The sequence below is a fragment of the Mesorhizobium sp. M0802 genome (genome assembly GCF_040320115.1).
In the GTDB taxonomy this organism is placed as follows: Bacteria; Pseudomonadota; Alphaproteobacteria; order Rhizobiales; family Rhizobiaceae; genus Mesorhizobium.
Map to the genome: position 1 here is coordinate 78,456 of NZ_JAMYOY010000006.1, position 15,332 is coordinate 93,787.

The following is a 15,332-nucleotide window of genomic DNA, read 5'->3' on the forward strand; positions in this document are numbered from 1 at the left end:
ACGATAGTGCCATCGGAGCCTCCGATGGCACTATCGCTTTCTTCCGTTTCCACTCCTGCCGCCGGTCTGCGACTCTCGCCGGAGCGGTTCAGGACAGCAACGGAAACATGGCAGACATCGCAAAATCGAAAATCGCTATCATTGGCGGCAGCTCCGGAATGGGGCTGGCGTTGGCAAGGCGGTGCCTGGACTCAGGCGCCGAAGTCATCATCGTCAGCCGCAGTGAAGCCAGGCTCAAGCGTGCCGGCGAGGCGCTGCAGAACCCTTCCGCTTTGAGCGCCGTCGCGGCCGATATCGCCAGGGAGGATCAGGTCGCTGACCTGTTCAAGCGAATTGGCCGGCTCGACCATATTGTCAGCACCGCCGCCGACATCGAAGGCGCCTATGAGCTATTGCCTTCAGTCGACCTGAAGGCGGCGCAGCGGGTCGTCGAAAGCAAATTCTACGGGCCGCTGCTGCTCGCCAAGCATGGCGCGCCGCAGCTTTCGGCCAACGGCTCCATCACCTTCACCTCAGGCATTGCCGCCTACCGGCCGGCGGCGCGCGGCTCGGTCGTTGCCGCTGTCAACGCTGCGCTGGAAGGGTTGGTGCGGGCGCTGGCGGTCGAGCTGGCGCCGGTCCGTGTCAACGCCGTCTCGCCGGGCTGGGTCGACACGCCGATCTGGAGTTTTGTGGCCGGCGACAAGAAGGACGAGACGCTCGATGCAATGGCCAGGCGCCTGCCGGTCGGCCGCGTCGGACAGCCGGACGACATTGCCGATGCCATCGCCTTTCTGATGGGCAACGGTTTTACGACAGGGACGGTTCTGCATGTCGAGGGCGGTCATCGGCTGATCTGAGCGCAGCGAAATTCCTGGCCGCGGCAGCCAGCAGCAGTTTCAGCGCCGGCGGTTGCACCCGCCGGCGGCGCCAGATCATGACCAGCGACGCCGTGCGGGCCGAACCCGGCCATGGCAATTCGACGATCTCGCCGCGATCGAGCGCGTCGGCAACGGCCAGCCGCGGCACCAGGCCCATGCCGACACCAGTCGCCACCAGGCCCGCAATGGCGCCGATGCTGCCGACTTCGGCGGCAAGTTCTGGCGCTGCAATCTCGGCAAAGGCAGTGTCGAACAGATGCCGGTAGACGCATCCGGTTTCCGTCACCACGAAACGCATCGCGGCGAGCGTGGCCAGGTCGCTCTGCCCCGATGCGGGCGCATGTTCGGGTGAGGCGACAAGGACCAGCGGCTCGGCCGATATCGTGCGCCGGGCCAGACGTTCGTCCAGACCGCCTTTGTCGAAACAGAAGGCGACGTCAATCTCGCTCTCTTCGAGCTGCCGCAGCAGGGCATCGCTGCCGGCGATTTTCAGCCGCAGACCGATCTCCGGGTGGTCGCCTCGAAAGGCCGCCAGCCATTGCGGAAGTCTGACGGTCGCAATCGTCTCCAGCGCGCCGACCGTAACCGTTCCGGCGGTCATTCCCGTCGTTGCCTCGACGGCAATACGCGCCTCCTCCGCCAGTTGCAGAATCTCTTCCGCATAGGGTTTCAGCGCGTCGCCGGCCGTTGTCAGGTCGAGGCCGTGGCGCGAGCGGATGAAGAGGACGACACCAAGTTCGCTTTCCAGCGACTGGATCTGGTCGCTGACGCTCGACTGCGCCAGATGAACCTCCCGCGCTGCGCGGGTGATGTTGCGGTGCCGCGCCACGGCGAGGAAGGTCTTGAGCAATCGTGGGTGCATGCCGTTTCCGGATCTGTCTCTGTTCGACATTTCGGGCTTGGCTGGTCCATTTGCAACCCTGTTCCATTTGCAACCCCGGTCCATTTGCAACCCCGGTCCATTTGCAACCCATTGACGCCGGCGTCATCTGGTTGCGGCAGACCGAAGGGCCAGAATTTCGCGGCAATGACCCGCAAGTTTTCCCACGGCCGGCGCGGTGGCCCAAGAGATCGCCTCTGGCAGATCGCATCGTACGTATGCTCTATGCCAAGCTGATTTCCAGCACCGATGGAAGGACCGACATGCCCCGCCCGCAAGGAACCATCGCCCCGATCCTGACGCCGTTCGAGAACGATGGCCGCATTGCCCGTGACCTTTGGATCTCACACGCCAAATGGGCGCTGGGCCAGGGCGCGCATTTCCTGTCGCCGTTCGGCACCACGGGCGAGGCGCTGTCGCTCTCGCTCGACGAGCGCATGCAGGCGCTGGAATGGCTGGTTGCATCAGGCATTTCGCCGGGGCGCATGATGCCCGGCACCGGCGTCACCGCACTGCCCGAAACCGTCGAACTGTCGAAGCACGCGGTCGGCCTCGGCTGCGCCGCCGTGATGGTGCTGCCATCGTTCTTCTACACGGCCGCCGGGGACGATGGCCAGGCGCGCTACTACAGCGAGCTGATCGAAAGGGTGGCCAACCCGGCGCTGAAGATGATCCTCTACCACATCCCGCAGAACTCCGGCGTGCCGGTAAGCCCTGCCCTGACCGCCCGGTTGAGCGCGGCGTTTCCAGAGACGGTCGTCGCCTACAAGGATAGCGCCGGCGACTGGAACAACACGGCGGCGGTGATTGCCGCCGCACCCGACGTCGCGGTGTTCCCCAGCTCGGAGGCGCAACTGACCAAGGGGCTCGCCAGTGGTGCTGCGGGCTGTATCTCCGCGACCGTCAATCTCAACGCTGCGGCCATCCGCGCCCTCTACGACGCGACGATCGCTGGCCAAGACGTCACGGAAGCGGACGCCGCGATCAGGGCGTTCCGCAAGGTGATCCAGGATGCAGGCCTGATCCCGGCAATGAAGGCCGTGCTGGCGGTGCGCTCCGGCGACAAACGCTGGCTCAACCTGCGCGCGCCGCATGAGAATGCGACGCTGGAAAGCGGCAAGGCGCTGCTCACTGCGCTCGGTCCCGCAGCCGATCACATTGGCCGAGGTCACGCATGATGGCGGTTGGCGCAACCCACATGCTCGCATCTTTTCAATCGGCCTAAAGTGACGAGCCTGCCGCCTCTAACGCCGACACGGGCTTAAGCGGTCGCGGACGATCAGCCCCTTTCAGGCACAGTGCGATACCGCCATTGGCCCTTGAACGGTCAAAATCGAGGCGTACCATCGCGGTATCTGAAACTGAGTCTGTTTTCATTCGTCTGGGCTAATGTCCGGATCGGATTGGGTATTTTCCTTGGCAATGGATGCAACCCGCGGCGCAGCGATGCGCGGCAAATCGTTTGCCCATGTGGCGGAGGCGTCCTGGGGCAAGGGCCTCAGCACGCTGCTGCGCATCGTGCGCATGACGCTGCGCCATCCTTGGCAAGTTGCGATCACCATCGCCTCGACCTTCATTGCCGCGACGCTGCAGCTGTTCATCCCGCGCCTGCTCGGCCACGCCATCGACCAGGCGCAAGGCGTGATGGCTGGAGGCGGCGGCGCGGCGGCTGAGCAGGCGCTGTGGACGACGGCGATCACCTTGCTCGTCGTCAGCATTCTGCGCGGCCTCTTCACCATGGCGCAGAATTATTATGGCGAGGCCGTTGGCCACCGCACCGGCTATGAGCTGCGCCTGGCCTTCTACGAGAAGATCCAGCGGCTGAGCTTCTCCTTCCATGACCGGGTGCATACCGGCGACCTGATTACGCTTGGCCTGCTCGACCTCGACGGCGTGCGCATGTTCTTTTCCACCGGCATATTGCGCGTGGTGCTGCTCGGCGTGCTGATCGGCGTCGGCTCCTATCTCCTGATCAGCACCGATCTCGAGCTCGGGCTGCTCAGTCTGAGTTTCGTGCCGTTCGTCGCCTGGCGCTCCTCGGTCACACAGCTCAGGCTGCGCAGCACCTGGCTGACGCTGCAGGAGCGGCTGTCAGTGCTGAGCCGGGTGATGGACGAGAACCTCGGCGGAATCCGCGTCGTGCGCGCCTTTGCGGCGCAGCGGCATGAGCTGGAAAAATTCGACCGCGCCAAGAAGTCGGCGCTGGAGCTTGCCGACCAGCGCGTCGACATCCGCGTCTCTAACACCAGCGCCATGAATTTTTCCTTCCTGGCGGCCATGGGCCTGGTGCTGTGGTTCGGTGGCCAGAAGGTGATCGCGGGCCAGATCAGCGTAGGCACGCTGGCGCAGTTCCTCACCTTCATGACCATCCTGCAGATGCCGGTGCGCCAGCTCGGGCTGATGGTCAACTCGTTCGCCCGCGCCTCGACCTGCGGCACAAGGCTGTTCGAACTGCTTGACGCCGAACTTGACATCGAGGATGCGCCTGATGCCAAGGATCTCGTGGTCACCGAAGGCTTGCTGCGCTTCGACAATGTCGGCTTCCGCTACGCGGGCGCCGGCGGCCGGCCGGCGCTGTCGGGCATTTCCTTCGAGGCCAGGTCCGGCGAGACCGTCGGCATTGTCGGCCCGCCTGGCAGCGGCAAGTCGACCATCGCGCATCTGATCCCGCGCTTCTACGATGTGACGTCAGGCGCGATCACCATCGACGGGCAGGATATACGCGAGGTCACGCTGCAATCGTTGCGCAAGGCGGTCGGCGTCGTGCAGCAGGACGCCTTCCTGTTCACCACCTCGATCGAAAACAACATCGCCTATGGAAATCCCTGGGCGCGCGAGACCCGCATCGGGCAGGCGGCTGAATACGCCCAGTTGCACAATTACATCATCGGGCTTCCGGCCGGCTACACCACGGTCGTGGGCGAGCGCGGCTCATCGCTTTCCGGCGGCCAGCGGCAGCGCCTGACCATCGCCCGCACCCTGATGCTGCGGCCTTCGGTGCTGGTCTTCGACGATTCCACCGCGGCTGTCGACGCCGGCACCGAGCAGCGAATCCGCACCGCGATGAAGCGCTTCGCCAAGGACCGCGTGACGCTGATCATCTCGCACCGGCTGAGCTCGCTGATGCATGCCGACCAGATCCTGTTCGTCGAGAATGGCCGCATCTCCGAGCGCGGCACGCACCAGGAATTGTTGGCGCTGGGTGGACGCTACCGCGCGCTTTACGACCTGCAGCTGCGGCCGGACGACGATTTGCCGGTGGCGGTGGGAGCCGCATGATGTCGACACAGAACGACGACCAGAAGGAAGACACCAGCCGGCGGCCCACAAGGGCCGTCGTCGGTTCGCACCGCGACGAGGAAGAGGTCTTCGGCAAGGTCTACGATCCGCGCATCGTGCGCCGCATCTGGAGCTTCGTGAGACCGTATCAGGGCCGGATCTTCATCTCGGTCGCCGCCGTTTTGGTGTTCACTCTGACGCAATTGGCGATCCCGCTGGTCATCCGTTACGCCATCGACCACGGCATGGCGGCGGGCAAGGCCGACAGCTCCGTCATGAACTGGGCGATCGGTGCCTTCGCCCTGATCATCCTGATCAACTATGCCGCCAGCTATATCCAGGAAAGCGTCGTCGGCAAGGTGGCCGAGAATGTGCTGTCGGATTTGCGCCGCGCCATGTTCAGCCATCTGCAGCGCGTCTCGCTGAGCTTCATGGACAAGACCGAGGTGGGCCGGCTGATGTCGCGCCTGCAGGGCGACGTCAATTCGATGCAGGAATTCCTCGAGACATCGGTCATGTCGGTGGGCGACATCGTGCTTCTTTTCGGCATTGTCAGCGTGCTTTTGTGGCTCGATTTTCGTCTCGGCCTGTTGACGCTGTCGACCATGCCGGCGCTGTTCATCGTGCGCCTGTTCTGGCTGCCGCGCGCCAAGGTCGCCTTCATGGCCGCGCACGAAACCAATTCGATTGCCAATGGGGCGCTGGCGGAAGGCATCCATGGCGTGCGCACTGTGCAGAGTCTCGAACGCCAGCACGTCAATTTCGACCTCTATGACGAGAAGGTGCTGGCCAATCTCAGGGCTCACCTGACCTCGGCCAAATATGCGCAGGTGATGGTGCCGATCGTCGACACGCTGACCGGCATTGCGATGGCGACGGTCATCGTCGTCGGCGGTTCGATGGTGCTGTCGCACAGCCTCGACATCGGCGTCATGGTGGCGTTCCTGTTCTACATCCAGCGCTTCTTCGACCCGATCCGCTCGCTCACCATGCAGTACAGTGTCATGCAGCGCGCCATGGCGTCGGGCCAACGCATCTCCGAAGTGCTGGACGTGCCGGTCGACGTTAGCGACAAACAAGGCGCGGTGGCGCTGACGCGCGACATGGACGGTTCGGTCGAGTTCAGGAACGTCACCTTCGGCTACCGGCAGAACCAGCCGGTGCTGAAAAACATCTCCTTCCGCGTCAATCCGGGCGAGACGGTTGCGCTTGTCGGCCCGACCGGTTCGGGCAAGTCGAGCTGCATGGCGCTGGTGCACCGCTTCTATGATGTCTGGTCGGGCGAGGTGCGGGTCGGCGGCCACGACGTGCGCGACGTGACGCAGGATTCGCTCGGCGACCAGGTGGCGATGGTGTTGCAGGAGCCATTCCTGTTTTCCGGCACGGTGCTGGAGAACATCCGCTACCACAAGACATCGGCTACCCGCGAGGAGGTGGTGCGCGCGGCGCAGGCCGTCGGCGCGCACGACTTCATCGAGCATCTGCCCGATGGCTACGACACCGAGCTCGAACAGCGCGGCGGCAATCTCTCGCTCGGCCAGCGTCAGCTGATCAGTTTTGCACGCGCACTGGTCGCCGATGCGAAAATCCTGGTGCTCGACGAGGCCACGGCGAGCATCGATTCCTACACCGAGATGCTGATCCAGAAAGCGCTGGTCACGCTGCTGGAAGGCCGCACCGGGCTGGTCATCGCGCACCGGCTGGCGACCATACGCGGCGCCGATCGCATCATCGTTCTACAGAACGGCGAGATCGTCGAAAGCGGCAACCACGAGCAGCTGATGGCGGCCAAGGGCCTCTATGCCAGGCTCTACAACATGAACTACGCATCGTTCGACGATATTGCCGAGGAAGACATAGGCGCGCCGGCCGGCAAGGCGACGTGAGCTGCTGCCGGTTCGGCTCGACTGGAAATGGTGCGGGGCCAAAACTCGTCGTCGACCAATTCGGCTTTCAGATGCCGACACGTTTCATCTCGCCTTCCAGCGTAAGCCCGGCGTCACGCCTGCCGGCGCGTTCGGGTGGACGAGCCGCCGGTCGCCTTGAGGGCGATCCCGCCTAAATTCTGAATTCTACGCGCCGCCCAGCGCGCGCGATGGCACGCGCAGCTTGCGCCTGAACCTCAGCAAACGCCGTCATGATGGCTTTCGTTCCTTAGCCGTCGGATGAAAATCGCCGGGGAACAGGAAGGCTTGCTGGGAGTTTAGTTCTTCGAGCCGCGCCGTGAACGGCGCGGCAGCGAAGGAGACGGCATATGGGCCTGGGTACCATTCTTATTATCATCCTGATCATCGCGTTGCTCGGCGGCTTCAGCGGCCTCGGCGGCGGCCCGTTCTACGGCACTGGTTACTATGGCGGCGGTGGCCTCGGGCTGGTGCTGATCATCGTGATCATTCTGGTTGTTCTCGGGCGAATATAGCGTCGCCATTGGCGGCCGCCGAGTTTCTACGGCGGCCGCGTTTTCGCCTGACATCGAGGTTTGAAGACATGGCAGCTGAAGACATTGCTGGTCCGGACTGGGCCGGCGTCGGCGCGAGCGAGAGCGAACGCGACGAGCTGGGATATCCTAATGGTGGCACTATCCGAAGGCGGCGGGCGTAAGCTGCAGACCCCGACACCCGCCTGGCGGCCGTGGCGTTCATCGAGGCGGATCGGACGCTTCGAGAAACCCAGGACGGCGACGAGGCGGGTCCGGCCTTTCTCGCTATTGTCGACAAGGGCAGCATCGGCCTGAAGGCCGCAATGGCAGGCACGCCTTACGCCTGAACGCGGTCAACCCGCCGTAACTCCGCCAGCAGAAACACCACCAGCACGCAGCACAGCAGGCCAAGCGACAATGGCAGTCCCTGATGTCCGGTCAGTTGCATCGCCAGCCCGGCCACGGGTGAGCCGACGATGCCGCCTACCCCCCATACGAACGCGAAGGCGGCATTGCCGGCGATCAAGGCTTGACCGGTGAAACGCTCGCCGAGCTGGATCAGCGACAGCGTGTAGATCCCGAACGAGACCCCGCCCCAGACGAAGAAGAGCGGCCAGACAAGCCATGTAGCGAAGAGCAACGGCAACAGCAAACAACCGGCCAGGCAAGCCAGGACACAGAACAGCATCATCGGCTTCGAGCCAAACCGTTCGGCGGCGCGCCCAAGCACGACCTGCAGCACGGCATTGCCGGCGATGAAACAGGTGATGAGCGAAGCGATGCGCTGCTCAGTGCTGCCGAGCGCGGCACCATAGACCGCGAACAGCGAAAGCAGGACTTGCTCGAAGGCGGCAGCCGTGAAGACTGCGAACAAGAGCAGCGGCGCCAGCGCGAAGAAGCCGCCGACCGACACCGCTTCGCCCTCACGCGGCATGTCGGGCAGGCGTGGCGCGACGGCAAGCACGATCAGGCCGCAGACAAGGAAGGCCGCGCTGCCGATGATGAAGGGTGGCCATCCTTGCGTGCCGACCAAGCCTAGCGACAGCGGGCCGAGGCCAAAGCCGGCGGAAACGATGGAGGAGTATAGGCCCATGATGCGGCCTCGGCGTGCGGCGGGTGTGATCGAGACCAGCCAGGTTTCACTGATCACGTAAAGCGGATTGGCAAAGAAGCCGAGCAGGAAGCGCAACGGCATCCAGGCCCATACATCCTGCGTCCAGGCAATCGCGATCAGGACGGTTGCTGCCAGGATCGAACACACAACCGCAAAGCGCGCCGCGCCCACCCGCCGGACCAGCGCCGGCGTGAAGAGCGACGATATAATGAAACCCAGAGGCGTCATCGCGGCCGAGAGGCCGATGAGGCCCGGTGTCGTCCCTTGCCGTTCCAGGATGAAGCTGAGCAGCGGATACGTCAGCCCCTGTGCTATGGCGAACACCGTAACTGTCGCGATGATGCCGGCCATCGCGGCCCATGCGATGTGGTTCTCCGGCGGTGACGTCGCGTCTTCGGCGCTCATGCCGACTTCGAAGCAGGATCGGCACGTTCCGGCAAGTGCAAATGCCGGCAAAACGCCGCGGTACGCCCAAACAGGCGGGCGGGTCTTATCCGCGACATCAGCTCACACTTGCCAGAAGCGTTTGACGATTTCGGCCTCGAGCTGGCGTCTGGTCAGACCGATATCGTCGATCAGGTGCGGATTGGCCTCCGCCATCTGCTTGAGGTCCCAGCGAAAGCGTATCCGCTCGCGCCAGGCCGCGATCATGCCCCGCGGGCCCGTCGGACGCCGGCCCGATGACACCGCCTTTTCCGGCAAGGCTGCACGAGCAGAAGCAAGGGTATCGTTCATGGCAACCTCCATTCGGTTTGAGGAGCGACAGCCCTCGGCTTGCAAGAGGTTGAACTCTGCCGCATGCGGACGGCGCCGTAATTAAGCCCGGCCAAATAGTTCTCAAAAGTTCCAAACCGGCTAGAGCACCTCGCCGTTTCATGGAAACGGCGAGGTGCTCAACTCTTTGTTTTGACGCCATACGTCCGTGAAGCGCTCCGCCGCGCTTTCCCGTGGGAAAACCGCCTTCACACCTTTCCTGGAATTGCTCTATAGATGCGCGTTATGCAGGGATCGCGCTTTGCCTTTGGTCCGTTCGTGCTTGATCCGGGTGCGGGAACGCTCCTTCGGGACCAAGTTCCCGTAGCCGCCGGCCACCGCGGACTGCAGCTGCTGGCGGCGCTCGTCGCCCGGCCCGGCGAGATCGTGGCCAAGGCCGAGTTGATGGATGCGGCATGGCCAGGCACCGCCGTTGAGGAAGGCAACCTCACCGTCCAGATTGCGCAATTGCGCAAGCTGCTGGGTCCGGCCACGAACGGCGGAGAATGGATATCGACCGTTCCGCGCGTCGGCTATCGCTTCACCGGCGCCATCGAACAGCTCGGCGACGAGAAGCGACAGGCTTTGCCGCTGCCTGCCAAACCGTCGATAGCCGTGCTGCCCTTTGCCAATTTCAGCAACGACCCCGAGCAGGAAGCCTTCGCCGACGGGTTGACCGAAGACCTGATCACCGACCTGTCGAGGATCGGCGGCCTGTTCGTCATCGCGCGCAACTCGACCTTTGCCTACAAGGGCAAGGCGGTGGATGTGCGCGAGGTCGCCAGGGAACTTGGCGTGCGCTATCTCTTGGAGGGCAGCGCCAGACGCGCCGCCGGGCGCGTGCGCATCAACGCCCAGCTGGTCGACGCGCTGAGCGGCGAGCATTTATGGGCAGACCGCTTCGATCGCGGCCTGGAAGATATCTTTGCCGTTCAGGACGAGGTGACGGCCAAGATCGTCGAGGCGCTGCTTGGCCGGCTGCGCGCGCCGCTGCCGCGCAATCGGCCCCGAAATCTCGAGGCCTACGATCTGTGCGTGCGGGCCCGCAACCTGATCGACGTCTCGCCGGAGACGGCGCGCGAAGCGCATCTGTTGCTGACGCGCGCGCTTGCGCTCGATCCGGACTATGCCGAAGCCTATCGCTGGCTTGCCATGAACCACTGGATGGGATGGGTGCATTGGGGAGAGCCCATTGAGCCTGCCCGCGGCCTTGCCCTGGAACTGGCGCGCAAGGCTGTGGCGATCGATCCCAACGATGCCGGCTGCCACTGGGTGCTTGCCAACCTGCTTGCCTATGAGCGCAGATTCGACGAAGCGGATGTGGGATTTGCCAAGGCGTTCGAGCTCGACCCGAACGAGGCCGATGCCTGGGCGACATTGTCCGACATCGCGGTCCTGGCCGGGCGCGTCGAGGAGGGCCTCGACTATATCAGCAAGGCGTTCCGGCTGAACCCGTTTCCGGCAAGCTGGTACTATCTGACGCTCGGCCAGGCGCAATATGCGGCGCGCGACTATGAAGCCGCCGTCGAGACGACGCGCCGGGACGAGACGTATCGGACAAGCTCGCGCCGTTTCCTTGCGGCAAGCCTTGCGCAACTCGGCCGGATCGACGAGGCGCGCGCCGAGGTCGACCTGTTCCTCGTCGCGAACCCACATTTCACCACCCGTCACTGGGTCGAGACGGAGCCGTTCCGCGACACTGCCACGCTCGACCATTTCGTCGATGGCTTCCGAAAGGCCGGCCTTCCGGAGTGACGGACCGGCGTGCTCGATCGATGCCAGGCACCGTCGGTTGCGGATCAATCCTGCCAATGTTTGCACGTCGCGAGGCCGCTCGACCGATCTTGCTTCCGCGAGCAGTCATCCAACAGCGATTGCAGCGAAGCGGCGCGCGAAACCTCTGTCACGGTGAAGCCGGCTGGAACGGCCACGATCGATCCGGCCACGGGTGAGCGCTGGGTGGCGGCTGGCGACTGCCTGTTGCGCTCTCGTCTGCAATGCCGGCATCACGGTCGCCGTGGGCAATGATCGGCTTGCCTCATTGAGCTTTTAGCGACGCGCTCCGACAACTCGCGATGATTTTTCTAGATGCCATTTGTCGAAGCACAATCTTTTCCGAAAGCCGGTTTCCACTTTTCGGGACCATGCTCTAGCGGCTGTCTGTTTCTTGTTGCTGGCGCGATCGGAAGTCACCCGCACAACCTGGTTATCTGAGCGCCCTTTAGCTTTCCTTGTTTGAGGTCGGCGGCGGGAGTAATAGTCGCCAAGGAATTGCGAGGAGGAAGAGATGACGCTGAACTTCGACCCGAAGGCGAAGGCCACGGCGTTGTACCATGGCGAATTCCGACCGATGTTCATTGGCGGCAAGTGGGTCGCCGCGCAGTCCGGCCAGGGCATGCAGGCACTCAATCCGGCAACAGGCGAGGTGCTGGCGACAGTGCCGCGCGGCGGGGCTGCCGATATCGACTCGGCGGTGGCCGCCGCGCGCGCGGCCTTCGAAGGCCCATGGTCCAAATTCTCGCCCTACGAGCGGCAGTGCGTGCTGCTCAGGATCGCCGATCTGTTCGAGACGCATTGGGAAGAGCTCAGCGTTTCCGACACGCTCGATATGGGACTGCCGATCACGCGCACGCTCTCCAACCGGCGCCGCGTCATCGGCATGCTGCGCTTCTATGCCGGCATGGCGACGGCGCTGCATGGCGAGGCGATCGACAATTCGATTCCCGGCGAGATCGTCACCTTCACCCGGCGCGAGCCGGTGGGCGTCGTTGGTGCGATCATTCCCTGGAACGCGCCGACCGCCGCCTCGATCTGGAAGATCGCGCCGGCGCTGGCGACAGGCTGCACCATCGTGCTGAAACCGTCCGAGGATGCGTCGCTGACGCCGCTGCTGATCGCGCAACTGATGCAGGAAGCCGGCGTGCCCGACGGCGTCGTCAACGTCGTCACCGGCACCGGGGCCGAAGCCGGTGCGCGGCTCGCCGAACATCCAGACGTCAACAAGATCGTTTTCACCGGATCGACGCTGACCGGCCAGGCCATCGCGCGGGCAGCCGTGGCCAACCTCAAACGCGTTTCACTGGAGCTCGGCGGCAAGTCGCCGATCATCGTCTGCCGCGACGCCGACATCGACAAGGCTGTTCCGATCGCGGCGATGGCGGTGTTCGTGCATTCGGGCCAGATCTGCATTGCCGGCTCGCGGCTGTTCGTGGCGCGCGAAATCCATGACGAGTTCGTCCGCCGGCTCGCCGATTTCGCCGGCAGACTGCGGATCGGCCATGGCATCGAGGCAGAGACGGAAATCGGACCGCTCATCAATGCCAAGCAGGCAGCCAAGGTGGAGGGCTATATCAGGGCCGGCAGCGACGAAGGCGCCGAACTGGTCGCCGGCGGCTCGCGGCTGACCGGCGAGCTCTACGATGGCGGCAACTTCATTGCGCCGACGGTCTTCGGCGCCGTGTCGGACCAGATGACCATCGCGCGCGAGGAGATTTTCGGCCCGGTCATTTCGGCGATGCCCTTCGACTCGCTCGACGAAGCGGTGGCGCGTGCCAATGCGACGCCCTATGGCCTGGCCGCCGGCATCTTCACGACACATCTGGGCACCGCGCACAAGCTTGCGCGCCGCGTCAAGGCCGGCTCGGTCTGGGTCAACATGTACCATGCCATCGACCCGGCGGTGCCGTTCGGCGGCACGAAGATGTCGGGTTATGGCCGCGAGGGCGGCATCGAGCATCTGCACGAGTATCTGGAGACCAAGTCGGTCTGGATCCAGACCGACTGATATTCGCGCGGCGTACTCTGCGAAATCACGATGAAACCACAAGGGCCAGGACGGCGGCGCAGTCACCGGCTTTGACCAGGCCGGGGAAATGCCGCGCCGCCAGAATGCCGGACATTTTTGCCTTGATCTCCTGCGGAGCGATGCCGGTGCGGCCGGTGGAATGGATGCGCGCCAGCACCGAGCCTTCTTTCACAGGCTCGCCGAGATCGACCATGGTCTCGATCATGCCGTCGTCCTCGGCGAAGGAGAAACAATCGCCTGACGGCATGTCGAGCCACTGAGTTCTGCCCTTCTCGACCGCACCATCAACAATACCGGCATGGCGCAGCACATTGCTGATGCCGCGCCGCGCGATCCGCACGGTCTGGGCACGCGAGGTGCCGCCGCCGCCAAGCTCGGTGCTGACGAAGACCTTGCCCATTTCCTCGGCCGCCGTGTCATACATGCCGACGGAGTCAATCTCGATCATGCGCATCGAGAACGGGGCCGAGAACGCGGCGACCGCGTCGAAGGCTTTCTGCTCCAGCGCCTTGTCGGGCACCGTGTGGGCGGCACAGAAGGGCACGAAATCCAGCGTCCTGCCGCCGGAGTGGAAATCGAAGACGAGGTCGGCGCGCGGCAGCAGTTCGCGTTGAAAGTAGTCGGCGATCTTCTCGGTCACCGTGCCGTCGGGACGGCCGGGAAAGCTGCGGTTCATATTGCCCTTGTCGATCGGCGACGTCCGCGTGCCGGCGCGGAAGGCCGGATAGTTCATCGCCGGCACGATGATCACCGTGCCGCTGACCTGTTTGGGATCGAGCGTGCGGGCGAGATCGTAGAGCGCCAGCGGCCCCTCATACTCGTCGCCATGATTGCCGCCGGTGAGCAGCGCGGCCTGTCCCTTGCCGTTGCGGATGACGCAGATCGGGATCATCACCGAACCCCAGGCCGAGTCGTCGCGGCTGTAGGGCAGGCGCAGGAAACCATGTTGCACGCCGTCCTTGTCGAAATCGACGGTCGGCGCGATCGGAGATGGGCGGAGGCTAGGCATCGGGCTCAATTCTTCACCACCAGTTTGCGCGGTACATTGGCGAGGCACTCTACACCGGTTTCGGTGATCAGGATGGATTCGGTGATTTCCAGTCCCATCGTCTCCAGCCACAGGCCGGTCATGAAATGGAAGGTCATGCCGGGCTTGAGTTCGGTGCGGTCGCCGGGGCGCAGGCTCATGGTGCGCTCGCCCCAATCCGGCGGATAGGACAGGCCGATCGAGTAGCCTGTGCGGTTGTCCTTGACGATGCCGTATTTCTTCAACACGGCGAAAAAGGCGTTGGCGATGTCCTCACAGGCATTGCCGGGCTTTGCCGCCGCAAGCCCCGCCTCCATGCCTTCCAGCGTCGCCTTCTCGGCATCTAGGAATTCCTGCGTCGGCTTGCCGAGAAAGACGGTGCGCGACAGCGGGCAATGGTAGCGGCTGTAGCAGCCGGCGATCTCGAAGAAGGTGCCCTCGCCCGACTTCATCGGCTGGTCGTCCCAGGTGAGATGCGGCGCCGAGGCGTCGGCGCCCGACGGCAGCAGCGGCACGATCGCCGGATAGTCGCCGCCGATGCCGTCGACGCCGCGCGTGCCGGCATCGTAGATCTCGGCGACCAGATCGCATTTGCGCATGCCGACCTGGATCTTGTCGACGATGCGCTGGTGCATGGCTTCGACGATGCGGGCCGCCTTGCGCATATAGTCGATTTCAGTCGGGCTCTTCACCGCGCGCTGCCAGTTGACCAGCGCTGTCGCGTCGACGAAGCGGGCGTTGGGCAGGTGCTTCTGCAACGCGGCGAAGGCGGCAGCCGAGAACCAGTAATTGTCCATCTCGACGCCGATGGTCAGCTTGCCCCAGCCGCGATCACTAAGCACGCTGGCCAAAAAATCCATCGGGTGGCGCTCGGTCGACTGCACGTAGTGGTCGGCATAGCCGACGATGTTGTCATGCGCGAGATAGGCGGTGCGCTTGGCGCCATTGGCATCCTGGCCGCGGCCGTACCAGACCGGCTCGCCCGATGGGGGCACAATCACTGCTTGGTGCACATAGAACGACCAGCCATCGTAGCCGGTCAGCCAGGCCATGTTGGAGGGGTCGCTGACAACCAGGAGATCGACGCCCTTCACCTCCATGGCTTTCCGCGTCTTGGCGAGGCGATCCGCAAATTCGGCGCGCGAGAATTTCAGGTTCGGTTGCATTGTTCTTGGTCCTCGTTTGTTGGGCCTTG

The 15,332-nt window shown here is 64.0% G+C and carries 13 protein-coding genes; 8 read left to right on the forward strand and 5 right to left on the reverse strand.

The features are described 5' to 3' along the window. Positions 1–107: 107 nt before the first annotated feature. Positions 108–839, forward strand: a complete 732-nt coding sequence (locus NKI10_RS11430) for an SDR family oxidoreductase (protein ID WP_023753996.1) — start codon at positions 108–110, stop codon at positions 837–839. Here NKI10_RS11430 and NKI10_RS11435 read toward each other — a convergent pair. Beyond that, positions 790–1,722: a LysR family transcriptional regulator gene (locus NKI10_RS11435; protein ID WP_352859949.1), complete on the reverse strand. Its 933-nt coding sequence runs from the start codon at positions 1,720–1,722 to the stop codon at positions 790–792. The two genes, NKI10_RS11430 and NKI10_RS11435, sit on opposite strands and share 50 nt — an antisense overlap. Before the next feature lie 281 nt (positions 1,723–2,003). On the opposite strand from NKI10_RS11435, the gene NKI10_RS11440 reads away from it, so the two are divergent. From NKI10_RS11440 to NKI10_RS11460, 5 genes are all read left to right on the forward strand, one after another. Continuing rightward, positions 2,004–2,918: a dihydrodipicolinate synthase family protein gene (locus tag NKI10_RS11440; protein WP_023738384.1), complete on the forward strand. Its 915-nt coding sequence runs from the start codon at positions 2,004–2,006 to the stop codon at positions 2,916–2,918. A gap of 268 nt (positions 2,919–3,186) precedes the next feature. Next, complete coding sequence (locus NKI10_RS11445; protein WP_245260393.1) at positions 3,187–5,019, forward strand: ABC transporter ATP-binding protein; 1,833 nt, start codon at positions 3,187–3,189, stop codon at positions 5,017–5,019. Next, positions 5,019–6,905, forward strand: coding sequence for an ABC transporter ATP-binding protein (locus NKI10_RS11450; RefSeq protein WP_023726296.1), 1,887 nt, complete (start codon positions 5,019–5,021; stop codon positions 6,903–6,905). Before NKI10_RS11445 ends, NKI10_RS11450 begins: the two co-directional genes overlap by 1 nt. Before the next feature lie 368 nt (positions 6,906–7,273). Beyond that, entirely contained in the window at positions 7,274–7,438 is a 165-nt protein-coding gene (locus NKI10_RS11455) for a DUF3309 family protein (protein WP_023667887.1), read from the forward strand. A gap of 212 nt (positions 7,439–7,650) precedes the next feature. Next, a complete protein-coding gene (locus NKI10_RS11460) occupies positions 7,651–7,785 on the forward strand; it encodes a hypothetical protein (RefSeq protein ID WP_023682661.1) in 135 nt (44 codons plus the stop codon). Here NKI10_RS11460 and NKI10_RS11465 read toward each other — a convergent pair. Together NKI10_RS11465 and NKI10_RS11470 are read right to left on the reverse strand one after the other, a co-directional pair. Next, positions 7,776–8,957: an MFS transporter gene (locus tag NKI10_RS11465; RefSeq protein WP_023704772.1), complete on the reverse strand. Its 1,182-nt coding sequence runs from the start codon at positions 8,955–8,957 to the stop codon at positions 7,776–7,778. The genes NKI10_RS11460 and NKI10_RS11465 overlap by 10 nt on opposite strands. A 102-nt stretch (positions 8,958–9,059) precedes the next feature. Continuing rightward, a complete protein-coding gene (locus NKI10_RS11470) occupies positions 9,060–9,287 on the reverse strand; it encodes a DUF1127 domain-containing protein (protein ID WP_023735668.1) in 228 nt (75 codons plus the stop codon). A gap of 255 nt (positions 9,288–9,542) precedes the next feature. Here NKI10_RS11470 and NKI10_RS11475 point away from each other — a divergent pair, with 255 nt between their 5' ends. Next, a complete protein-coding gene (locus NKI10_RS11475; protein WP_023704770.1) occupies positions 9,543–11,060 on the forward strand; it encodes a winged helix-turn-helix domain-containing tetratricopeptide repeat protein in 1,518 nt (505 codons plus the stop codon). A gap of 532 nt (positions 11,061–11,592) precedes the next feature. After that, positions 11,593–13,089: an aldehyde dehydrogenase family protein gene (locus NKI10_RS11480; RefSeq protein ID WP_023704768.1), complete on the forward strand. Its 1,497-nt coding sequence runs from the start codon at positions 11,593–11,595 to the stop codon at positions 13,087–13,089. Positions 13,090–13,114: 25 nt separating this feature from the next. Here the strand turns inward: NKI10_RS11480 and doeB are convergent, their stop codons facing one another. Then, positions 13,115–14,119 (reverse strand): N(2)-acetyl-L-2,4-diaminobutanoate deacetylase DoeB, encoded by a 1,005-nt coding sequence (gene doeB / locus NKI10_RS11485; protein WP_023704767.1) that lies wholly within the window; start codon positions 14,117–14,119, stop codon positions 13,115–13,117. A gap of 5 nt (positions 14,120–14,124) precedes the next feature. Further along, positions 14,125–15,303, reverse strand: coding sequence for an ectoine hydrolase DoeA (gene doeA / locus NKI10_RS11490; RefSeq protein ID WP_023704766.1), 1,179 nt, complete (start codon positions 15,301–15,303; stop codon positions 14,125–14,127). Positions 15,304–15,332 lie beyond the last annotated feature (29 nt).